Here is a 21,812-nt window from a genome sequence, read left to right on the forward strand (position 1 = left end):
ACTATGCGCTGTCCATTTTGTGGTGCAGATGACTCAAAAGTTGTGGACTCACGACTGTCGGCGGAAGGTGATGCCATCCGCCGACGTCGTATGTGCGTCGAGTGTAATGAACGCTTTACAACGTACGAAACGGCTGAATTAAGTCTGCCAAGATTGATTAAACGTGATCGCTCACGTGAGTTATTTGATGAAAATAAATTACGTGCCGGATTTATGCGAGCACTGGAAAAAAGGCCCGTCAGTATTGATGCCGTCGATACAGCCGTCAAAACTATTACTCGGCGACTGTGGGCAACGGGTGAGCGTGAAGTCGATAGTCGCTTGGTTGGCGACTGGGTGATGGATGCACTTCGTGAATTAGATGAAGTCGCGTACGTGCGTTTCGCCTCTGTCTACCGAAGTTTTCAGGATGTGAATGCCTTTCGTGAAGAAATTGAACGAATGGAAAATAAATCAGAACCGGACGATAAAAAATAAAGATGTTTATCTGCACTGATATCATGCTCTTACTGATAGTCAGTGTTTTATATCTTGTTGTATTCGATATGAATACATTGTTATTTCATTTTAAGAGAAATGACCATGGCTTCTGCTGAATTTTATATGGCAAGAGCCATTGAGCTTGCCAAAAATGGACTATACACGACTGACCCTAACCCTCGGGTTGGTTGTGTCATTGTGAGAGATAATCAGATTGTTGGTGAAGGCTGGCATCAGCGGGCAGGAGAGAGTCACGCTGAAGTAAACGCTCTACACCAAGCGGGTGAGCAGGCTAGAGGGGCGGACTGTTATGTCACGCTTGAACCCTGTAGCCATTATGGACGTACACCGCCTTGCGCTGATGCTCTGGTTAATGCTGGTGTGAAACGCGTTTTTATAGCGATGACTGATCCTAATCCCGTTGTTTCAGGTTCAGGCATACATCGCCTGAGAGAGGCGGGGATAGAGGTCCACACCAAACTGTTGAGCTCTGAATCAGAGAAGTTGAATCCTGGTTTTTCCTATCGTATGCGTCATGGTCGACCGTATATCAGAAGTAAAGTCGCCATGAGCCTTGATGGCCGAACAGCTATGGCATCGGGTGAGAGTAAGTGGATAACCGGCCCTGAAGCCAGACAGGATGTACAAAATCTGCGCGCGCGCAGCTCAGCCATTATGACTGGAATTGGTACGATACTCGCGGACGATCCGCAGTTAAATGTCCGTTTTTCTGCAGATCATGATAATTGGTACCCTTCTGGTCAGAAGATCAGACAACCGCTCAAAATCATTGTGGATAGTGATGGACGATTGCCTGCGAGTGCTCAAATTCTCAAAGAGGGTAAAGTACTGGTGATTACGGCCAATGATATTACTATCGCGGAACCAGCCGAATGTTTAGTTTTGCCCTCTGTAGACCAAAATATCGATCTGAATGCGTTGATGGCGGTACTGGCACAACGTGAAATCAATGAGTTGATGATTGAAGCCGGTGGCGTCTTGAATGGGGCATTGTTAAAAGCAGGTTTAATCGATGAATTAGTCATATACATGGCCCCCAAAATTATGGGCGATATGGCACGTGGTGTGTTTCATTTACCTGAGATGATGACAATGTCTCAGAATATTTCCCTAACAATTGATGATATCCGGGCAGTAGGTAAGGATTGGCGTATCACTGCAAGACCAATATATAACGAGGAATCTTAATTCATGTTTACAGGCATTATTGCAGCCATGGGACAGGTAACGTCTATCACCCCAAGTGGTGGCGATATGAGATTGAAAGTGGCGACCCAAAAATTAGACTTATCTGATGTCAGTCTTGGCGATAGCATTGCTATTAATGGTGTCTGTCTGACTGTGGTTGAACTTGATCAGTCTCATGTGAGTTTTGATGTATCAAAAGAGAGTCTCGAGCGAACTGCACTATCACAGATTACTGAAGGCTCACCCGTTAATCTTGAAAAAGCGCTTGCTGTAGGCGATCGTCTTGGTGGACATATGGTGAGTGGCCATGTCGACGGTCTTGGTAAGGTGTTAGAGATGACACCGTCTGCGCGCTCAGTACAGTTTCGAATGGAAGTACCCGCCAATTTGGAACGCTATATCGCTAAAAAAGGTTCTGTGACGATTGATGGTGTGAGTCTTACGGTGAATGAGGTTGGAGCGGGCTGGTTTGAAATCAATATCATTCCCCACACTATGCAGGAAACCATTATTAAAGAATATAAAGTGGGTACGGTTGTGAATTTGGAAGTCGACTTGATTGCTCGATATCTTGAGCGTTTGTTACCTGGACTCGACCCTGTATACGCCAGAGAAACATTGTCAGGAAACAGTGATACTTAATATGCAACTCAACAGCACAGAAGAGATTATTGACGATCTCAGACAGGGAAAAATGGTCATCATTATGGATGATGAAGATCGTGAAAATGAGGGTGACCTCATTATGGCTGCAGAAAAAGTCACACCAGATGCCATTAATTTTATGGCACGGTTTGGGCGTGGTTTGATTTGTCTGACGCTAACGGAAAATCGTTGTCGTGAATTACGATTACCACTGATGGTCAGTGACAATCAGACGCCTTATTCCACTAACTTCACTGTCTCCATTGAAGCGGCAGAAGGAGTGACGACTGGTATTTCAGCGGCCGACCGTGCTTTAACCGTGCAAGTCGCAGTTGATCCTGATTCACGACCTGAGGATTTGGTTCAACCAGGCCATATTTTCCCCTTAAAAGCACAGCCGGGTGGGGTGTTAACACGAGCTGGTCACACGGAAGCTGGCTGTGATCTCGCTCAGCTTGCCGGCTTATCTCCAGCAGCTGTCATTGTTGAAATTTTAAATGATGATGGCAGTATGGCCAGGCGCCCAGACTTGGAAACCTTTGCACAAAAACATGATCTGAAAATTGGTACGATTGCTGACCTGATAAGTTATCGACTTGAAAATGAAATGACCGTCGAAAAATTATCTCAATGTCAGTTTCCTACTGAGTATGGTGATTTTCAGCTATACAGCTTTCAGGATTCAGTCAATTCTCAGGTCCATCTAGCCCTCACCTATGGTGATATTACTCCTGATGAAGAAACGTTGGTTCGCGTGCATATGGCAGACCCACTCAGTGATATTTTAGGCTCGGTCAGGGAGCCGACACATTGGCCAGTTCCTCAAGTGCTGAAACAAATTCAACAAGCGGGTAAAGGTATTCTGGTTGTTTTGAGGTTACCGGCTCAGAATAAACAGTTAGCGGCCAAAATTGCACGTTATGAACGAGAAGACCGTGATGAGAGCCCTTTACCTGTTAAGGGGGCTGGGATCTGCGTACATTTGGTGTTGGTGCACAAATTTTGTCAGCATTAGGCGTGAAAAAAATGCGCGTGATGGGGACACCCACGAAGTTGACTGGTGTTTCAGGATTTGGACTTGAGTTAGTGGGTTATCTGGAAGCTGACGAGACTGAGTAAGCATGCCTAAATTATTTGTCGTGGCGGGTGAGGCTTCTGGTGATGCCCATGCCGGCAGAATGCTAAAAGCCTTGAAACAACACCGGCCGGATATTTCTGTTTCCGGTATCGGTGGTGAGACCATGCGTGAAGCGGGTGTGGATATTATCACCGATTTTGCTGAGCTTGCTGTCATGGGCCTGGTTGAGGTCATTAAACGCTACTCTCATATCAAAGCTGTTTTTGATAAAACCGTTGAACATTTAGCTTCAAGTAAACCTGACGCATTAATATTAGTCGATTACCCTGGGTTTAATCTAAAGCTAGCTAAAAAAGCGCGTGAATTGGGTATTCCGGTTATTTACTATATCAGCCCTAAAATATGGGCCTGGCGGGCTGGTCGAATCAAAGCCATAAAGCGTTATGTTGATCTGATGCTGGTGTTGTTTCCATTTGAACAGTCGCTATATGAAAAAGCCGATGTGGCTGTGAAATGTGTTGGTCATCCCTTAGTTGATGCAGTACATTCAGACTGGACTTCTGAACAGGCCAAGTCTCATTTTTCCCTTGATGCGAAAGCGCCTGTCTTAGGCTTGTTTCCTGGCAGTCGTCGGAGTGAGGTGGAAGCATTATTGCCAGTGATGTTAGCGACCGCCGAGCATATTCAACAACGTGATAATTCTGTGCAGGTTATTTTACCCTTAGCACCTGGGTTAGATCGGACGTTAATTGAGCCATATTTATCAGAAACGGCGGTGAAAGTGGAGGTCATTTCTGGTGAGTTTTATGATGTCGTTCGTAGCTGTGATGCGATTGTGGCGGCATCAGGCACTGTCACTCTGGAAATTGCTTTGTTAGGTGTACCGCATTTAATTACTTACCGGGTTGCGCCACTGACTTACCAGATTCTCAAACGACTGGTAAAAATTCCTTACGTGGGTTTATGTAATATTGTGACCGGAAAAAATGTCGTCACTGAGTTACTGCAGAGCCAGGTATCGGTAGCTGAGTTAGCGCCACGGTTATTATATTTTCTGACCGCAGTAGAAGCCCGACAACAGGCTCATATTGTTCAAGAACAAGTGCTTAAAGCGCTCGGGCCTAGCGGTGGCGCTGACAATGCAGCCAGAGCCGTTATTTCTTTTATTGATACTCATCATTCATGACAAATACGCTTATTATCGCCGGCGTTGATGAAGTTGGACGTGGCCCATTAGCCGGGCCCGTAGTGACTGCTGCTGTCATACTGAATCCTGATAACCCAATTGCAGGCTTGGCTGATTCAAAGAAACTCACTGAAAAACGAAGAGAGAGTCTGGTACCTTTAATCAAAGAGCATGCTTTAGCCTGGGCAATGGGACGAGCTGAGCCAGATGAAATAGACGAGCTAAATATTCTTCAGGCCAGTTTACTTGCGATGAAAAGAGCCGTTGAAGCCTTATCTATAGTCCCAGAACACGTGCTTGTCGATGGTATACATGCCCCTAAGCTTAATTGTCCCGTCACCACCATTATTAAAGGTGATCAATCTGAGCCCGCTATTGCGGCCGCTTCAATCTTAGCTAAAGTCGCCCGTGACCAAGAAATGATTGCACTGGAGGAACAGTATCCAGGCTATGGTTTTGCCAAGCATAAAGGCTATCCAACCAAGCAACATCAGCAAGCACTTCTAACGCTAGGGGTAACGGATATTCATAGACGCTCATTCGGCCCTGTTCATAAGGCATTATCACTGTAATGCCATTATATAAATCATAGAAAAATGGATGAGCGTGGTATTATTCAAAACTTATGCTGTCGTTAAATAAAATTTTCAACAAATTGGTGAGAGGCAAAAACGGCCAACATCCGCAACAAGGACGCGAACCGTTAATTATCCCTCGCAGTGAACACACCATATCGCGTAAACAGATTAGTCAACATGCACTCAAAGTGCTGTATACCTTGAAAGAGGGCGGCTATGATGCTTATCTCGTCGGTGGGTGTGTACGCGATCTTTTGCTAGGTTATGAACCAAAAGACTTTGATGTAGCCACCAATGCCTCGCCAGAACAAGTGCATGCGCTATTCAAACGCAGCCAGTTGATCGGACGACGATTTAAGCTGGTTCATGTTCGGTTTGGACGTGACGTTATAGAAGTCGCTACTTTCCGTGCGCCACCTGAGGCTAAACAACATGTTGATACTCAGGGCCGCATTATGCAGGACAATGTGTTTGGCACTTTAGAACAAGATGCCTGGCGACGTGATTTTACGATCAATGCGCTCTATTACAATATCAAAGATTTTTCTATCATCGATTACACTGGCGGAATGGCCGATCTCAATGCGGGCCTTATCCGTTTAATTGGTGATGTTGAAACACGTTATCGTGAAGATCCTGTTCGCATGTTAAGAGCCTGTCGCTTTTTAGCTAAGCTTGGCTTAAAGCTGGATAAAGAGACAGAGCAAGGCATTTTTGATTGGGCACATTTGATTCGAGATATACCGCCGGCAAGGCTGTTTGATGAAACACTAAAACTGTATCTGAGTGGCCAGGCTGCCATGACACATGAATTACTCTGTCATTACGGTCTGTTTGAGCATCTCTACCCACAAACTGCTGCGTTGTTGCATGAAGAACAAGACGGTTATCCAAGAACGATGCTGATGAAGGCATTAGAAAATACGGATATTCGTATCGCAGCCGGTAAGCCAGTGACACCAGCGTTTTTGTTTGCAGCAATATTATGGGAGCCAGTGCGGCAGCGTACGGTTTTATTGATGACTAATGGCATGCCAGAAATTCCAGCGATGCAACGTGCATCATCTGAAATTATTGGAGAACAGATCCAACGTGTTGCTGTTCCCAAGCGTTATAGTCTGGTCACCCGAGATATTTGGACTTTGCAGCCCCGCCTATTGAAGCGTCAGGGAAAAAGAGCATTCAAAACATTATTGCATCCCAAGTTTCGTGCTGGATATGACTTTTTAGCATTAAGAGCTCAAGCTGGTGAACCGTTGAGTGAAACGGTAGATTGGTGGACAAAATTTCAGACAGAAACAGTGAAACAGCAACAGTCCATGGTCGATGCTCTGGGCAAAGAGGGCAGCGTCAAAAAGCCTCGCCGTAGACGCCGTAGACGACCCGCAGCGAAAAAGTCGGAACAAAATTGATGCAGGTTTTTATTGGATTGGGAAGTAATTTAGACGACCCGCAGACACAAATTTTGACAGCGATAGAAGATATAAAAAATCTCGAAGATACACGTCTTTTACATCAATCATCGCTTTATCATAGCCCGCCAATGGGGCCTCAGGATCAGCCGGATTATGTGAATGCGGTTGTCGAGGTGGATACAGCATTGCCGCCACATGTATTGCTTGATAACCTGCAACAACTTGAACATAAACATGGCCGGGTGAAGAAACGCCATTGGGGCGAACGCACGTTGGATCTCGATATCTTGGTGTATTCCGATTATGTTATTGATGATGACAGACTCAAGGTGCCTCATCCAGGCCTAAGCGAACGGGCTTTTGTTGTCTATCCATTAGCCGAAATTGTTGCTGACTTAACTATTCCTGGACAAGGTCAGCTATCAGTAATCAAGCAAAACTGTCCTTTAGATGGCTTGAGAAAAGTGGAAACGCATAAATAATGAATCACTCACTATCACATCGTTATATTGTGGTTGAAGGACCTATCGGCGTAGGTAAAACGCATCTGGTAAAACGTCTGGCTGAGAGTTTTTCCGGCTCTGTTTTACTCGAACAGCCAGAACAAAATCCTTTTCTGGAAAAATTTTACCTTTATCCCAAACAATCCGCTCTTCCAACACAGCTCAGTTTTTTAATGCAACGCGTTAAGTTGGGTAAAACACTCAATCAAGATGACTTATTCAACGACTTGCACATCGCTGATTTCATGGTAGAGAAAGATAAGTTATTTGCTCAAATTTCCTTAGATGACGATGAGTTAGCGCTCTATAATATGGTTTATGATAATTTAACGTTACACCATAGAACCCCTGATTTAGTCATCTATCTGCAAGCATCATTGCCAGTGTTGAAATCGCGTATTGCTCAACGTGGCATTAGCTATGAGCAGCACGTGGAAGAGGGTTATCTGAAACGGTTAGCTGATACCTACGCGGATTTTTTCCACTATTACGATGCGTCGCCGTTATTGATTGTGAATGCAGAACAAATTGATCTAGTGAATGGTGATCAAGACTATCTGCAATTACTTGAACAAATCTGCAGTATTCAAAGTGGTCGTCATTATTACAATCCATTGCCCGTCTCAGAGAAGAAATAATCATGAGCCGTATTAGTCTTAAACATCTGCGTCAAATGAAAACGGCGCAAGAAAAAATTGCTGTACTCACTGCATATGATGCCAGCTTTAGTTACGCACTTGAGCAAGCCGGTGTGGATGTTCTACTAGTAGGTGATTCTTTGGGAATGGTTATCCAGGGACAAGAGAGTACAGTTCCTGTGAGTGTTGACGATATGATTTATCACACGGCTAATGTGATCCGCGGTAGTGATAAGTTATTTGTCATCGCTGATATGCCGTTTATGAGTTATGCCAACGCTGAACAAGCTATCAAAAACGCTGCTCGCCTGATGGCTGAAGGCGGCGCTCAAATGGTCAAACTGGAAGGTGGCGCCGTCATCACCGATACAGTTAAACAGCTAACTGCACGTGGCATACCCGTATGTGGACATTTAGGGTTATTACCTCAGTCAGTTCATCGGTTAGGTGGTTACATCGTGCAGGGTCGTGAAACACAGGCCGCAGAAGAATTGATTGCCGATGCCATCAGTCTGCAAGAAGCTGGTGCAGATATGCTGGTATTGGAATGCGTACCGGCAACCTTAGGGGCCGTTGTATCCAAACAGTTGGATATTCCTGTGATAGGTATTGGTGCTGGTAGCGACTGTGATGGGCAGGTGTTGGTAGTCTATGACATGTTGGGCTTAACGCCTGGCCGAAGACCACGCTTCAGTCACGACTTTTTAGCGGATACTGGCTCAATACAAGCCGCTCTGACAAGCTATGTACAATCGGTGAAATCAGGTGCATTTCCTAATGCGGAGCAGCAGTTCTAATGGCGATAGCAGAAAACTTGGGAGCATTACGAACCCGCATCAAAAGTTGGCGTCAACAGAATGAAGTGATTGCATTTGTACCGACAATGGGCAACCTGCATGAAGGTCATCTCTCTTTAGTACAAAAAGCGCGTGAGCTGGCGGATCGCGTTGTCGTCAGCATTTTTGTGAATCCGCTGCAGTTCAATGATAAACAGGATCTTTCTGATTATCCCCGAACATTGAATGAAGATATCCAGTTATTGAGTGAACTCGATTGTGAGCTGATTTTTACGCCGACTGAGGAAATGATTTATCCGAATGGTATGGCATCGTTAACCAAAGTCATTGTTCCTGGTGTCGATGATAAGCTCTGCGGCAAAGGTCGCCCTGGCCACTTTGATGGCGTCGCTACCGTTGTAACAAAACTATTCAATATGGTGCAGCCTGATATTGCCATTTTTGGTGAGAAAGATTACCAGCAATTAATGTTAATCAAGAAACTGGTGGCGGACTTAAATTTGTCGGTAGATGTGATTGGCGTGCCAACAAAAAGGCATGAGAGTGGACTGGCCATGAGTTCCAGAAACAGCTTATTGAACCAAAAACAATTAGTTCAAGCGCCGTTGATCTATAAAACACTGCTGTCAATGAAGCAAGCTATTGAAGAAGATGGCCTTACTGACTTCCATCAACTTTGTGCGACGGCGAAAGAAGAGTTACAAAAAGCGGGACTGGAACCTGAGTATGTCGATATTCGTCGCGCAAATGATCTGGAACTGGCTAATGCCAATGACAAACACATTCGTATTTTTGTGGCTGCAAGGCTGGGAAGCGTAAGATTAATAGATAATATTGCCTGTGACCTTGCCTGATTTTTGTTAAAAAGCGATAATATTGGGCTATTTCATAAGAACATTCTGGCTATGCAACTGACCTTTTTAAAAGCAAAATTACATCGTGCTTGTGTGACTCATTCCGAGTTGGAGTATGAAGGCTCGTGTGCAATTGACGGTAAGTTACTGGAAGCCGCTGGTATTCATGAATATGAGCAAATCCAGATTTACAATGTCGCCAACGGCGAACGTTTTACTACCTACGCTATTCGCGCAGAAGATGGTTCAAATATCATTTCAGTCAATGGTGCAGCTGCCCATAAAGCTTCCCCAGGCGATCGTTTAATTATTTGTGCATTCGCAACACTTGATGCCAAAGAAGTCGAAAACTTTAAGCCAACACTGGTGTATCTCGACGAAAAAAACGATATCACACACATGCGTCACGCTATTCCTGTTCAAGCTGCATAAAAAGAAACGAGTACTAAATCAATGGAAAGATTGTTTGAAAAAGCGCTCTGGAATAGTCGTTTTGTTGTACTGGTAGCTGTTATCGCTAGTCTGATTACCGCATTAGCCATGTTTTATATGGCAACGGTTGATGTCTATTATTTACTTTCTCATCTTGGCGAATACATGTCACCTGATTTGATTGGTGATGCCAGAAAGGATTTTCGTGCTGAAACCGTGGCACACGTCGTTGAGGTGATTGATGGCTATTTGCTGGCGACCGTACTGTTTATCTTCTCTCTTGGCTTGTATGAGCTGTTTATCAGTAAAATCGAAGAAGCAGAAGAGAGTGAGAACTCGAAAGTATTAGCTATTCACAGTTTGGATGATCTAAAAGCACGTTTAGGCCGTGTTGTTTTGATGATTCTGATTGTTAACTTTTTTGAACATGCCATTAGCATGGACTTTCACGGTCCGCTTGATTTGCTGGCGCTTGCTGGTGGTATTGGCCTTATCGCACTGGCTTTATACTTCTCCCACGCTGACGACCACTAATCGTCACAAAAACGTCATTAAAACGTTATAAGGCTGTCATATCTTCTCTCTATGCTTGCAAGCTGTCTGCAAGCATAGAGAGAAAACATGCTCAATATCGAACAAGCCGTTCAACAAAAATTTCCTAAATTCGAACGCTCCCGTCCTTGGATAAAAAAATCGACGATTAGCTTTCTGCGTAAAATTACACACGAGCAGGAAGTGAATCGATTCCTCGAGTTGCATCAGGATTTAAAAGGCTTCGATTTTATTGAGCAGGTGCTGGATTATTTCAATTTCAGTTACAGCATTAGCCACCGTGATCGCAATAATATTCCGGCAACAGGGCGGGTGGTCATTGTTGCTAATCATCCACTGGGTGCGCTGGATGGTTTGTCATTATTAAAATTGGTTGGTGAAGTCCGCCGTGATGTCAAAATCGTCGCAAACGATATGTTAATGAATTTTAACGCGGTCGACTCTTTGTTCTTACCTGTCGATAATTTATCGAAATCCACACGCAAAAGTAGTATTTCTCGCATTATTGATTCTCTGAATAATGAAGAAGCAGTGATTGTTTTCCCGGCGGGTGAAGTATCGCGCATTCGTCCTAGTGGTGTACGTGATGGTAAATGGAATACCGGTTTTCTGAATTTTGCTAAGAAAACCAACTCACCTATTCTGCCTATCTATGTCGGTGCCAGAAACTCTTCCTTGTTCTACAGTGCATCCATGGTCTATAAACCACTTTCTGGCATGATGTTGGCGCATGAGATGTTTAATAAAAACTCAAAGAACATCACCATGCGTGTTGGCGAACCTATTCCTTATAAACAAGTTGACCAACTGCCATTGGTGAAAGCAGAAAAGGCTAAACTATTACGCCGCCACCTCTATCGGATGGCAAAAGGTAAAAAACCGTTATTTGTTACAGAGCAAACTATAGCTCACCCACAGGACCGTCGTAATATTAAACGTGAGTTGCAATCGGCGGAGTTATTAGGCCAGACAGCAGATAATAAAAAGATCTATTTATTTGACTATCAACCTGATTCAGCTGTGATGCATGAAGTCGGCCGTTTACGTGAGTTTACGTTTAGGCAGGTCGGAGAGGGGACAGGGAAAAGGCGCGATATCGATCGTTATGATCGTGATTATCGTCATCTGATCTTATGGGATGAAAACGAATTAGAAATTGCTGGCGCTTATCGGATCGGTGAAGTGAATAACATACTGTCACAACCTGGCAGTCGTGGAATTTATAGTCAGGAGTTATTTTCTTACGATCCGGATGCGATGCAACCCTATTTTGAAAAGGGTATTGAGCTAGGCAGAAGCTTTGTCAGCCCGAAATATTGGGGCCGACGCAGTCTGGATTATTTATGGTATGGCATAGGCGCTTATCTGAAACGATACCATGATATCCGCTATCTATTTGGGCCTGTTAGTTTATCAAACAGTTATCCTGATTTCGCTAAGGCGTTAATCGTTGGTTATTATCAACACTATTTTCCAGATGATAAACACTTAGCAATAGCGAAAAATCCATATATTGCTGAGCGAAGTCTGCAACAACAAGTGTTGCAAACCTATTGTGGCACCGATGCCGAGGCTGATTTTACTGCCATGCGTGAGCAGTTAACGCATATGAATGTGACTGTGCCTACCTTATATAAACAATATGCCGATGTCTGTGAAGAGGGTGGTGTTCGGTTCATCGACTTCAATATCGACGCTGATTTTGGTCATTGTATTGACGGTCTGGTGATGGTCGATTTGGATAAATTAAAACCGGCTAAGAGAAAACGTTATCTGGGTGATGATTAACCGTGACAACGTTTTAGTTTTTTGCCACTGCCGCAGAAACAGGGATCGTTTCTGCCCAGTTTGACGGCTGGCAGAATAATGCCATCATGATAGAACCATTCACCACTTTCGCAGGTAAAACGTGAGCGTTCGTGGAGTTGACCTATCGGGTTGTCCTCATAAAACGCAACAAACTCCACTTCGGCCAGTTCATTTTTTTGTTGGTGATCCAAAATAAGTAATCCCAACCATTTTGTTGTGTTAACCGTATTTTGCAATAACTTTCGTTCATCTAATCGACGTTTCGATGGATGCAGTGTCGCGATTAAATAGTCTATCTCACCCAAATAAAATGCACTGTAACGCGAGCGCATCAGTTGCTCAGCATTTTCTGCACGATGTTGTTTTTTATGAAGCGGCTCGCAACATTCGCTGTAAGTAAGCTGGCTGAGACAGGGACATAAGTGATTATTCATAAGCACTAGCGGGAATAGACATTAAATCTGGATACTGAAACTGATAGGACAGTAATGTTTTCACTTTATCGTTGCTGACGATTTTATAGGAAGCTGCATTATCCTGATTAAAGTCTGGTACAGGCTGATTCATTAGCTCAGCTGCATGGCGGTAAAATTGTTTTTTGCTTGGATGTGTTTCTGCACAGCCATTAAGTACCTCTCCCCAGACGTGTTGCTCCAATAGCTGTTCAATGATGCCGATGCAATCATCAAGGTGAATTAAATTTACCGGGGCATCCGCCTGTTTTACTTGCTTGCCATTTCTGAAAAAACGGCCTGGATGACGTTGTGGGCCTATCAAGCCACTGAAGCGAATAATGCTAGTGGAGAACTCCGAAGACTGCCTAAACAGGGATTCTATTTGCCACAGAATACTCTCTTCGTTTTCATATTGACGTTCTTCTCTAACCCAGTCATTGGTATTTTGGTAAACAGAACTGGAGCTGATAAATAACACCTGTTTAATCGGGCTTTGTTCAATCTGTTTGATCAGCTGCTCATATGCCATTTTATTTTTATTGGTGATATTGATAATTAATGTGTCAGCGTCCAGAAACTGACTAAAGTCAGCTGGTGTTTCAATATCGATTTGGTAGGCATCAAAGCCTTGTTCAACCAATAAAGACTGTTTTTCTGAGTCACGTGTCGAGAGTTTAATCTCGGTATTAGCTCTCTGTAACTGTCTTGCTAAGCGTAAGCCTAACCAACCACTACCAAGAATACTGATGGTATTAATGACACACCTCTAATTGAATTATTCAGATGGCGACACCATATCAAGCATTAGTCTTATTGTCATGGTTGTTTATACTATGGCGACAAATATAAGGGGAAGAGCAGGTATGAGTGCACCTGATATATCAAAATTATTTTCCGGCAATATTGTCACCATATTGTTCTGGCTGTTCTTAATGGGGTCACTTACCTTATTCTTTAATGGCTATATTCAGCAGCGTGACAATCCGAATCAGGCTTTGATGTCCGCAAATTCAGGCACCGGAGAAGTCACATTAAAACGTAACCGTGATGGCCATTATCTGGCCCCTGGCTATATCAACGGTCACCCTGTTAATTTCTTACTGGATACAGGTGCTACTAATGTCAGTATTCCTGCTGCTATCGCAGAAGCGGCGGGATTAAAAAAGGCGCTACATCGATGGTCTCGACAGCTAATGGTGTGGTGCCAGTATTTCAGACCGATGTCGACACGGTTCGTCTTGGTGGCATTACCTTAGAGCATGTCGATGCGAGTATTAATCCGCATATGAGTGATGGTGTGGTTTTATTGGGGATGAGTTTTATGAAGCATCTCGATATTACTCAGCGTAATGGTGTGATGACGCTACGTGTACCAGTGTCAGGATAAGGCAATCTTAACTACTTTCATATATTCGAAAGTCATGCGGGCAATCACTTCTTTATCCGGGTAATAGACGATATCTACCCGCGCGCCATTCAATGATTTATATCGGCGTCGGCGTTTGTATTTAAAGGGGACATCCTGACCTTCTAATGTAATGGTATTCAATACCCACTCACCTTCTTCACGCTGAACATGTGAAGCCACTTTTTGCATGGTGGCGTGGATTAAATGGTCATTTTCAGCCAGCCATTTTTTTGTTTTTCTAACTTTCATGTTGATAACGTTGATGCAAAATGCTCACACGTTCTACATAAACTTTAGTCTCTGAGTATGGGGGAACATCATTATATTTTTTCACGGCATTGGGTCCTGCGTTATAAGCAGCTGTGGCGAGGCGAGTATTGCCTTTGAATAAAGATAGCAGCTCCGCCAGATATTTAACACCGCCTTCTATGTTTTGGTCGACATTAAAAGGCTTATCCACACCTAAGTCTTTTGCTGTACCTGGCATTAATTGCATCAGGCCCTGAGCGCCAGTTCTGGAAATCGCTTTTTTATTGAACGCTGATTCCGCATGAATAACGGCTCTGACCAAGGCGGCATCCACGTTATATTTCTTGGCATAGCGTTTTACTTCGTCAGCATAGGATGAAAAATCCAGTTTAATGGTATGCCAGTTTATTTTTGATGAGGGATTACAGGCATAACAGCTGTATTTTAAAATTTCGAAATGACCATGTGCAGGTTTTTGATCTGAAAAAACAAATCCTTCACCTGTTTGTGATTTGTATATGACAGTCTGTGATGTGGCTTGCCTAACATTACTGAACTCAATGGAACCATCCGGGTTTTGGATACGCTGAATGGTGTCTGCCACAGTCTGCTGACTTAAAAACACCATCAGACTGAGCAAGGACCATTTCATCAGCGTATTCATGTCTAAAACCAATAACGTCCAGAACTGGCGATCAGAATAGTGATAAGACCTAAGATCAGGTTGAGCAGAACCAGTTTACGTATTTGCGTTAAGGCTGTAGCACCTGCAATCCAGTCATGCTCTACTACTGCCCATTTCAGCTTTTTGAATGGATTAAAAAATACATGCATAAAAATGAGCATCATAAAGATGCCAATCAATAACATGATATGAACATGAATGCCGACTCCATCAACGCCGCCCATGCCACCTAGTAGAGAAATCATCCACACGCCAGTAAGCAATAGGGTTGCTATAGCCAACCAGACCCAATTGAAAAATGTTTTTAAGACACCTGCCCACAGAGGCAGACGCTGTTCCTGAGTGAGTAATTCAACTGCTGCAGGACGAAGGGCGGTGTAGGCAAAAAACATACCTCCCACCCAAATCACGGCAGCTAACAGGTGTAAAGGTAAGGCAATAATCATATGTAGGCTCTCTTTATATGTTTTGTTAATTCGTGTTTATGGGTATATCGGCAATGTTAATTTTCCATTCACTCGGACCTGTTTTGTGTACCGAATGACCTTCACTATCTACTGCCACAGTAACCGGCATATTTTCTACGTAAAATTCACGAATGGCTTCCATGCCCAGTTCTTCAAATGCCACCATCCGTGATGACTTAATCGCTTTTGACACTAAATACGCTGCGCCACCAATGGCAATCAGATAAACCGAATGATGTTGTTTTATTGATGCGACTGTTTCATCACCACGTTCCGCTTTACCAATCATGCCTAACAAACCGGTCTGTTCCAGCATCATATCTGTGAATTTGTCCATTCGAGTTGCTGTTGTTGGACCTGCAGGACCGACAATCTCACCTTTAACCGGATCGACAGGACCCACGTAATAGATAAAGCGATTATTGAAATCAAGCCCGTCAGGTAACGACTGACCATTATTCAGTAAATCGGCAATTTTTTTGTGCGCCGCATCACGTCCTGTTAACAAATGGCCTGACAACAAGAGCGTTTCACCAGGCTGCCATTCAGCGATGTCATCTGCTGATATATTGTCCAAATCAACATGACGAGTATTTTCTGCGGCTTCCCAGGTAATATCTGGCCAGTCATCCATGGAGGGTGGTTCAAACTCAGCGGGACCAGACCCATCTAGAGTGAAGTGGATATGACGGCTGGCGGCACAATTTGGAATCATGGCGACAGGTAATGAGGCAGCATGCGTTGGATAATCACTGATTTTGACATCCAGTACCGTGGTTAACCCACCCAGTCCTTGCGCACCAATCCCCAGTTGATTAACCTTTTCATACAATTCGATACGTAGCTTTTCAGCCGCCGTTTCTGCACCGCGATCCATTAATTCTTGGATATCGATGGGATGCATTAACGACTCTTTTGCCATCAGCATCGCTTTTTCTGCTGTGCCACCAATACCAATACCTAACATACCTGGCGGACACCAGCCTGCGCCCATGGTGGGTACAGTTTTTAATACCCAATCAACCAGATTGTCGCTTGGATTCAGAATGGTGAATTTGGCTTTATTCTCTGAGCCGCCACCTTTTGCTGCAATAAGAACGTCGACTTGATTTCCCATGACCAGTTCAGTGTGAATAACAGCCGGGGTATTGTCGCCAGTATTTTTTCGTTGACCGATGGGATCAGCCACAATCGAGGCCCGTAACACATTATCAGGATGAAGATAGGCACGACGCACACCTTCATTCACCATATCGTCAAGACTTTTAGTGGTTTCCCAATTCACATCCATGCCCACTTTGACAAAGACATTGACGATGCCTGTGTCCTGACAAATAGGGCGATTGTTTTCGGCACACATTCTGGAGTTCACCAGAATCTGTGCGATAGCATCTTTTGCCGCAACGGATTGTTCGCGCTCGTAAGCGGCCGTCATTGCCTGAATAAAATCTTTTGGATGATAACAGGCAATAAATTGCAGTGCGTCTGCAATACTGTCGATAAAGTCAGTCTCTTTAATGACTGTCATGTATTCAACCTCAGCTCAATTTTTGTTTGATGATGCTGACCACATCCTCAATCGCAAACTCTTCGCCATCACCGCTACGACGGTTTTTGTATTCAATCATGCCATTATCCAATCCGCGTTCACCTAAAATTAGGCGATGCGGAATACCAATCAATTCCATATCAGCAAAAGCAACGCCAGGACGCAGACCACGATCATCAAGTAATACGTCGACACCAGCATCAAGCAGCTGCTGATAGACTTCTTCAGCTTTTTCTTTAACTCGAACTGATTTATGTGCGTTAACAGGCACTAAAACTAATTGGTAAGGCGCAATAGATTCTGGCCAGATGATGCCGCGATCATCATGATTTTGTTCAATTGCAGCAGCGACAACCCGTGATACACCAATGCCATAACAACCCATGGTGATAACTTGTGATTTGCCGGATTCTGTCAACACAACCGCGTTTAATTTACTGCTGTAGTTTTCACCAAGCTGGAATATATGACCCACTTCAATACCGCGTGCGATTTCTAATGTACCTTCGCCATCTGGACTTGGGTCACCTGCCACCACTTTACGCAAGTCTGCTGTTTCAGGTTCAGCTAAATCACGCCCCCAGTTCACGCCAGTTAAATGTTTGTCATCCTGATTGGCGCCACAGACGAAGTCACTGACAAACGCAGCTGCATGATCAACGATAACAGGGATGGTTAAACCAACAGGCCCAACCGAACCAATATTGGCATGACTGATTTCAAGTACTTTTTCAGGGGTAACAAAGGTGAGTGGTGCGGCTACTAGAGGGTGTTTTTCAGCTTTAATCTCATTGAGTTCATGATCGCCACGAACAACCAGAGCCACAACCGAACCTTCTTCAGCACCTTCAACTAATAGTGTTTTCAGACATTGTGAAGCGGGTTTATCAAGGTACTGACTAACATCATCAATAGTATGCTGAGCAGGTGTTTCAACCACGGTCATGGTTTCAGCTGCCGCTGCACGTTCACCCTGTGGTTTTAAAGCTGCAGCTAATTCAACATTAGCGGCATAATCGCTTTTATCACTAAAGGCGATAGCATCTTCACCGGAACTGGCTAATACATGAAACTCATGTGAGGCATTACCACCAATACTGCCGGTATCTGCCTGAACAGCACGGAATTCCAAGCCGATGCGACTGAAAATACGAGAATATGTCGCATACATATTGTCATAGGTTTCTTGCAAAGAAGCCTGATCCAAGTGGAAGGAATAGGCATCTTTCATCAAAAACTCACGGGCACGCATTAAACCAAAACGTGGACGAATTTCGTCACGGAATTTAGTCTGGATTTGATAAAAATTGACCGGTAACTGTTTATAACTGCGAATTTCCTGGCGTACCAGATCGGTGATCACTTCTTCGTGAGTTGGTCCATAGCAGAACTCACGCTGATGACGATCGGTAATGCGTAATAATTCGGGCCCATATTTTTCCCAGCGTTGGCTTTCTTGCCAGAGTTCTGCAGGTTGAACTGAAGGCATTAACACTTCCTGCGCGCCAGCTTTATCCATTTCTTCACGGACAATGGCTTCAGTTTTTCTGAGTATTTTCAATCCCATTGGCAACCATGTGTATAAGCCTGATGCCAGACGACGAATTAGTCCGGCACGGAGCATTAACTGATGGCTGACAATTTCTGCATCTGCTGGTGTTTCTTTTAATGTGGAAATAAGCAGGTTTGAGGCGCGCATGTGTTTTTATTTTTCCTGTAATAATAATGGTTTAGCCCTAAGGCTGTGAGTGTTCTAAAAAGTTAGAAGGTGCTGTGATTCCATCCCCAGTTTTGTCGTTCTGAATCAGTCATGCTGATATAGATACGACCACCGTCAACGTTTAGATTATCGCTAATGAATGTGCATAAAGTATCTGAGAAGGCTTGGCGATCACCGGGTAGCCCAAGTGCTCGATAATCAAGCATAGCCGCAGGTGCATCGCTGCCAGCAAATGACATATCGGCGTTGTCATTCAGCACAATCATCACATAGCTTTCAGGCTTACCCGACGCTTTTGCAAGGGTTTCACTAGCTTGTTTAATGAATGATGACTTATCGTTAACTTGTTGATTCGTGTTGATATTAAGGTATGGCATAACGCTTCTCCTTATTGACAATGTTGTTTTATATTGTTGCTCAGTTCTTGTATTTTCTGCTGGCGCTCTTCTTCTTTAATACGCTGTAAATTGCCATTTTCATCATAAAAGCGCCCACCTGGATGGTTTTGATAGGCGGTAAGGGCGTCTTTGGCATCCTGACATTGTTTTTCAAGCTTAGCTTCTTGTGCCGCTTGTTGCTCTGCCTGTTGTTGTGCTTGTTGCCTTTCTTGTTCAGCGGCTTGTTGCTGAGCAATCAAGGCATCGATTTCTCTTTGGGCTTTAGCGGGATCAACAGGTGGTGGTGGCGGTGTTTTGATTAATTCTGCGGGAGCTGACTCGGGCGCTTGTTGGCTGTAATGCACTTGTCCCTGGTCATCGACCCATTTGTAGATATCGGCGCTGGCGGTGCCGGTAAACGTCACAGACAGTATAATCAGACTGAATTTGAGATTATCTCTTAACATTACATACACCAAAGCACTAAACTACGTTAATTCTACGCCAAAGCTAGCCATCATAAAATGTCTTATCACACAGACCGTTTTGAAATTCATTTACCTATTGAAAAATCAGGTGCTAATGCCGTTGATTTGCTTGCCGATGCCTGTGAGCTTTCTAAGCAACATCTAAAACGCATCATGCTCAAAGGTGCAGTTTGGGTGAGTGTCGGAAAAAAACACAGCGACTGCGCCGAGCCAAGCGCTTATTAAAAGCTGGTGAAACCTTGCACCTTTATTATGACAAAACAGTGTTAGAGCGCGAAACGGCCGAGCCAGAACTGGTAGCGGATTACGGTCATTATAGTGTGTGGAACAAACCTTACGGCGTATTATCTCAGGGCTCAAAATGGGGCGATCATTGCACGGTAACCCGTTGGGCAGAACGACAGCTTAAACCTCAAAGAAATGCTTTTGTCGTGCATAGACTTGATCGTGCAGCTAATGGCTTGATTGTGATTGCCCACGAAAAACAGGCAGCAGCAAAATTATCAGCCTTGTTCCAACAACGCGATATCGATAAGCGCTATCGAATCTGGGTTGAGGGCGAGTTTTCAGAGAAAGCAACCGTAGACGACCCGATCAGCGTTGACGAACCGATTGATGGACGACATGCTTGTAGTCATTTTGTATTTCTGGAATATGACTCAATACAGCAGCAGACGCTGTTAGACGTATCGATTGAAACAGGGCGGAAACATCAGATCCGCCGGCATGCTGCCAGTCTCGGATTTCCTGTGATAGGTGACAGACTTTATGGTCAGCGTAAAACCAATGAAAACTTGCAGTTAAGTGCCTACTATTTAGCTTTCACCTGTCCGTTTACACAACAGCATAGAGAATTTAATTTGTTAGCTAGTTAGCGTCATCTTTTTTTACAACAATGCGTTGAAATATGCCGGGTAAGTAGGCTGCTTGTGAAATCGCTCTGGCAATGAACAGTGCCATTAACGCTGCCCACAAGCCATGATTTTCATAGTCTTGCAATAGATACCAGGCCGGCAGGTAACAAATAAAGACGGAGAACATCATAGCGTTTCTCATTTCTTTGCCAAGCGTTGCTCCTACAAACAAACCATCAAACAAATAGGACCAAACAGCAAGTAATGGTGCAATAACTATCCAGATACTATATTGCTCAGCAAAAGTGGCCACAGCCGGTATATCCGTCAACATACTTATGATGTTTTGGTGGAATACGCTATAAACAAGACTGAATAAAGCAGCGACGGCTAAAGCCCATTGTCCATTCATAATAAGGCTGGCTTTCAGCATGGCTTTATCTTTGCGCCCGATAGCTTTACCCGTCATCACTTCCGTGGCATTGGCAAATCCATCTAAAACATAAGCCATAAAAGTAATAAAATTCAGTAGCACCATGTTCGCAGCCAGAACCACATCACCATGCTGAGCACCCTGGTTAGTGAAAAAAGCAAAACTGAAGATCAGGCATAAGGTTCTCAGCATAAAATTGCCGTGAATGGCTAATTGATGCCGTTGTTTTACAAACTGTTGAATGGCCTGTGGGAGATGCACTTTCCGCCATTGAAAGCCTCGTTTACTCAATAGATAAATGGCAAATATCAAGCCGGATAACTCAGCAATCACAGAGGCTAAAGCCACACCGCTGGCTTTCATTTCGAAGCCATTAACAAATAACAGGTCAAACGCAATATTGGTGAGATTAATCACAATGGCCATAGCTAACGCTGAACGCGCCGCACTATTGCCAATTAACCACCCCATAATCGCGTAGTTGAGTAATGTGGCGGGCGCGCTCCAGATTCGAACATAAAAATACTGTTCTGCCTGCGATAACACATCAGCACTGCCATCTATTAAGCTGAAAGCCATCTTCGCAATGGGCCATTGCAGCAAAAGCAATACCACAGCAATGCCTGATGCCAAAATTGCCGATTGGATTAACACTGACTCAGTTTGCTGTTGATTTCCATGCTCACTGACTTGTGATGTCAGGCCGGTTGTCACCATCCGCAGAAAACCAAAACCCCAGAACAGGAACGTGAATATCATGCTACCCAGCGCTACAGCACCCAGGTAGATGGGCGAATTCAGGTGCCCCATGACGGCGGTATCGACCAATCCCAGAATTGGTGTTGATAAATTTGCCAGAATCATGGGGCCGGCAATGGCCCAAATTTGTTGATGTGAGAGTGTCTTTTTCAATCGTGTATCCAGAAAATAAAAAGGCCACATCAAGGTGGC

Annotated in this window: 25 protein-coding genes and 2 pseudogenes; 17 read left to right on the forward strand and 10 right to left on the reverse strand. The window is 44.1% G+C overall.

Going from position 1 to position 21,812, the window contains the following annotated elements; genetic code table 11:
- Nucleotides 1-3: 3 nt before the first annotated feature.
- The 14 genes and pseudogenes from nrdR to olsF all read left to right on the forward strand — a co-directional run bounded on the left by nrdR (nt 4) and on the right by olsF (nt 12,155).
- Nucleotides 4-477, forward strand: a complete 474-nt coding sequence (gene nrdR / locus QUE24_RS13225) for a transcriptional regulator NrdR (protein WP_286304274.1) — start codon at nt 4-6, stop codon at nt 475-477.
- A gap of 105 nt (nt 478-582) precedes the next feature.
- Nucleotides 583-1,689: a bifunctional diaminohydroxyphosphoribosylaminopyrimidine deaminase/5-amino-6-(5-phosphoribosylamino)uracil reductase RibD gene (ribD, locus tag QUE24_RS13230; RefSeq protein WP_286304275.1), complete on the forward strand. Its 1,107-nt coding sequence runs from the start codon at nt 583-585 to the stop codon at nt 1,687-1,689.
- Between the two features lie 3 nt (nt 1,690-1,692).
- Complete coding sequence (locus tag QUE24_RS13235) at nt 1,693-2,331, forward strand: riboflavin synthase (RefSeq protein WP_286304276.1); 639 nt, start codon at nt 1,693-1,695, stop codon at nt 2,329-2,331.
- A 1-nt stretch (nt 2,332) separates the two neighbouring features.
- Nucleotides 2,333-3,453 (forward strand): annotated as a pseudogene (gene ribBA / locus QUE24_RS13240) (bifunctional 3,4-dihydroxy-2-butanone-4-phosphate synthase/GTP cyclohydrolase II).
- A 2-nt stretch (nt 3,454-3,455) separates the two neighbouring features.
- Nucleotides 3,456-4,598 (forward strand): lipid-A-disaccharide synthase, encoded by a 1,143-nt coding sequence (gene lpxB, locus QUE24_RS13245; protein WP_286304277.1) that lies wholly within the window; start codon nt 3,456-3,458, stop codon nt 4,596-4,598.
- Nucleotides 4,595-5,170, forward strand: a complete 576-nt coding sequence (gene rnhB / locus QUE24_RS13250) for a ribonuclease HII (RefSeq protein ID WP_286304278.1) — start codon at nt 4,595-4,597, stop codon at nt 5,168-5,170. The genes lpxB and rnhB overlap by 4 nt, the downstream gene beginning before the upstream one ends.
- 53 nt (nt 5,171-5,223) lie before the next feature.
- Complete coding sequence (pcnB, locus tag QUE24_RS13255; protein WP_286304279.1) at nt 5,224-6,588, forward strand: polynucleotide adenylyltransferase PcnB; 1,365 nt, start codon at nt 5,224-5,226, stop codon at nt 6,586-6,588.
- Nucleotides 6,588-7,073 (forward strand): 2-amino-4-hydroxy-6-hydroxymethyldihydropteridine diphosphokinase, encoded by a 486-nt coding sequence (folK, locus tag QUE24_RS13260; RefSeq protein ID WP_286304280.1) that lies wholly within the window; start codon nt 6,588-6,590, stop codon nt 7,071-7,073. The genes pcnB and folK overlap by 1 nt, the downstream gene beginning before the upstream one ends.
- On the forward strand, nt 7,073-7,732 hold the full coding sequence (locus QUE24_RS13265; RefSeq protein ID WP_286304281.1) for a deoxynucleoside kinase: 660 nt from the start codon (nt 7,073-7,075) through the stop codon (nt 7,730-7,732). The genes folK and QUE24_RS13265 overlap by 1 nt, the downstream gene beginning before the upstream one ends.
- 2 nt (nt 7,733-7,734) lie before the next feature.
- On the forward strand, nt 7,735-8,529 hold the full coding sequence (gene panB / locus QUE24_RS13270) for a 3-methyl-2-oxobutanoate hydroxymethyltransferase (protein ID WP_286304282.1): 795 nt from the start codon (nt 7,735-7,737) through the stop codon (nt 8,527-8,529).
- Nucleotides 8,529-9,383, forward strand: a complete 855-nt coding sequence (panC, locus tag QUE24_RS13275; protein WP_286304283.1) for a pantoate--beta-alanine ligase — start codon at nt 8,529-8,531, stop codon at nt 9,381-9,383. The genes panB and panC overlap by 1 nt, the downstream gene beginning before the upstream one ends.
- Nucleotides 9,384-9,434: 51 nt before the next feature.
- The gene (gene panD / locus QUE24_RS13280) at nt 9,435-9,815 is read left to right on the forward strand and encodes an aspartate 1-decarboxylase (RefSeq protein ID WP_091714420.1); all 381 of its coding nucleotides are present in this window, start codon (nt 9,435-9,437) and stop codon (nt 9,813-9,815) included.
- Between the two features lie 21 nt (nt 9,816-9,836).
- Entirely contained in the window at nt 9,837-10,349 is a 513-nt protein-coding gene (locus QUE24_RS13285) for a YqhA family protein (protein WP_286304284.1), read from the forward strand.
- Nucleotides 10,350-10,436: 87 nt separating this feature from the next.
- Entirely contained in the window at nt 10,437-12,155 is a 1,719-nt protein-coding gene (olsF, locus tag QUE24_RS13290; protein WP_286304285.1) for a bifunctional ornithine lipid synthase OlsF, read from the forward strand.
- Here olsF and QUE24_RS13295 read toward each other — a convergent pair.
- Both QUE24_RS13295 and QUE24_RS13300 read right to left on the reverse strand, forming a co-directional pair.
- Nucleotides 12,152-12,610, reverse strand: coding sequence for a YchJ family protein (locus tag QUE24_RS13295; protein WP_286304286.1), 459 nt, complete (start codon nt 12,608-12,610; stop codon nt 12,152-12,154). The genes olsF and QUE24_RS13295 overlap by 4 nt on opposite strands.
- Nucleotides 12,603-13,388, reverse strand: coding sequence for an NAD(P)H-binding protein (locus QUE24_RS13300; protein ID WP_286306122.1), 786 nt, complete (start codon nt 13,386-13,388; stop codon nt 12,603-12,605). Before QUE24_RS13300 ends, QUE24_RS13295 begins: the two co-directional genes overlap by 8 nt.
- Nucleotides 13,389-13,629: 241 nt before the next feature.
- Here QUE24_RS13300 and QUE24_RS13305 point away from each other — a divergent pair.
- Nucleotides 13,630-14,018 (forward strand): annotated as a pseudogene (locus QUE24_RS13305) (retropepsin-like aspartic protease family protein).
- Here QUE24_RS13305 and QUE24_RS13310 read toward each other — a convergent pair.
- The 7 genes from QUE24_RS13310 to QUE24_RS13340 form a co-directional block, all read right to left on the reverse strand.
- A complete protein-coding gene (locus tag QUE24_RS13310; protein WP_286304287.1) occupies nt 14,010-14,288 on the reverse strand; it encodes a hypothetical protein in 279 nt (92 codons plus the stop codon). The pseudogene QUE24_RS13305 and the gene QUE24_RS13310 sit on opposite strands and share 9 nt — an antisense overlap.
- Complete coding sequence (locus QUE24_RS13315) at nt 14,278-14,940, reverse strand: lytic transglycosylase domain-containing protein (protein ID WP_286304288.1); 663 nt, start codon at nt 14,938-14,940, stop codon at nt 14,278-14,280. Before QUE24_RS13315 ends, QUE24_RS13310 begins: the two co-directional genes overlap by 11 nt.
- A 14-nt stretch (nt 14,941-14,954) precedes the next feature.
- Nucleotides 14,955-15,419 (reverse strand): CopD family protein, encoded by a 465-nt coding sequence (locus QUE24_RS13320; protein WP_286304289.1) that lies wholly within the window; start codon nt 15,417-15,419, stop codon nt 14,955-14,957.
- A 25-nt stretch (nt 15,420-15,444) separates the two neighbouring features.
- A complete protein-coding gene (locus QUE24_RS13325) occupies nt 15,445-16,968 on the reverse strand; it encodes a fumarate hydratase (protein WP_286304290.1) in 1,524 nt (507 codons plus the stop codon).
- Nucleotides 16,969-16,978: 10 nt separating this feature from the next.
- The gene (locus QUE24_RS13330; protein ID WP_286304291.1) at nt 16,979-18,688 is read right to left on the reverse strand and encodes a proline--tRNA ligase; all 1,710 of its coding nucleotides are present in this window, start codon (nt 18,686-18,688) and stop codon (nt 16,979-16,981) included.
- 62 nt (nt 18,689-18,750) lie between these two features.
- On the reverse strand, nt 18,751-19,086 hold the full coding sequence (locus tag QUE24_RS13335; RefSeq protein WP_286304292.1) for a phenylpyruvate tautomerase MIF-related protein: 336 nt from the start codon (nt 19,084-19,086) through the stop codon (nt 18,751-18,753).
- Nucleotides 19,087-19,097: 11 nt separating this feature from the next.
- Nucleotides 19,098-19,553 carry a DUF4124 domain-containing protein gene (locus tag QUE24_RS13340; RefSeq protein ID WP_286304293.1) on the reverse strand — a complete coding sequence of 152 codons (456 nt, stop codon included), beginning with the start codon at nt 19,551-19,553 and terminating at the stop codon, nt 19,098-19,100.
- Between the two features lie 57 nt (nt 19,554-19,610).
- Here QUE24_RS13340 and QUE24_RS13345 point away from each other — a divergent pair, with 57 nt between their 5' ends.
- Nucleotides 19,611-19,799 (forward strand): hypothetical protein, encoded by a 189-nt coding sequence (locus tag QUE24_RS13345; protein ID WP_286304294.1) that lies wholly within the window; start codon nt 19,611-19,613, stop codon nt 19,797-19,799.
- Between the two features lie 14 nt (nt 19,800-19,813).
- Nucleotides 19,814-20,449 carry an RluA family pseudouridine synthase gene (locus QUE24_RS13350; RefSeq protein ID WP_286304295.1) on the forward strand — a complete coding sequence of 212 codons (636 nt, stop codon included), beginning with the start codon at nt 19,814-19,816 and terminating at the stop codon, nt 20,447-20,449.
- On the opposite strand, the gene QUE24_RS13355 is transcribed toward QUE24_RS13350, so the two are convergent.
- Complete coding sequence (locus tag QUE24_RS13355; RefSeq protein WP_286304296.1) at nt 20,442-21,773, reverse strand: MATE family efflux transporter; 1,332 nt, start codon at nt 21,771-21,773, stop codon at nt 20,442-20,444. The two genes, QUE24_RS13350 and QUE24_RS13355, sit on opposite strands and share 8 nt — an antisense overlap.
- Nucleotides 21,774-21,812: the final 39 nt, after the last annotated feature.

Source organism: Methylophaga marina (genome assembly GCF_030296755.1).
Taxonomy (GTDB): Bacteria; Pseudomonadota; Gammaproteobacteria; order Nitrosococcales; family Methylophagaceae; genus Methylophaga; species Methylophaga marina.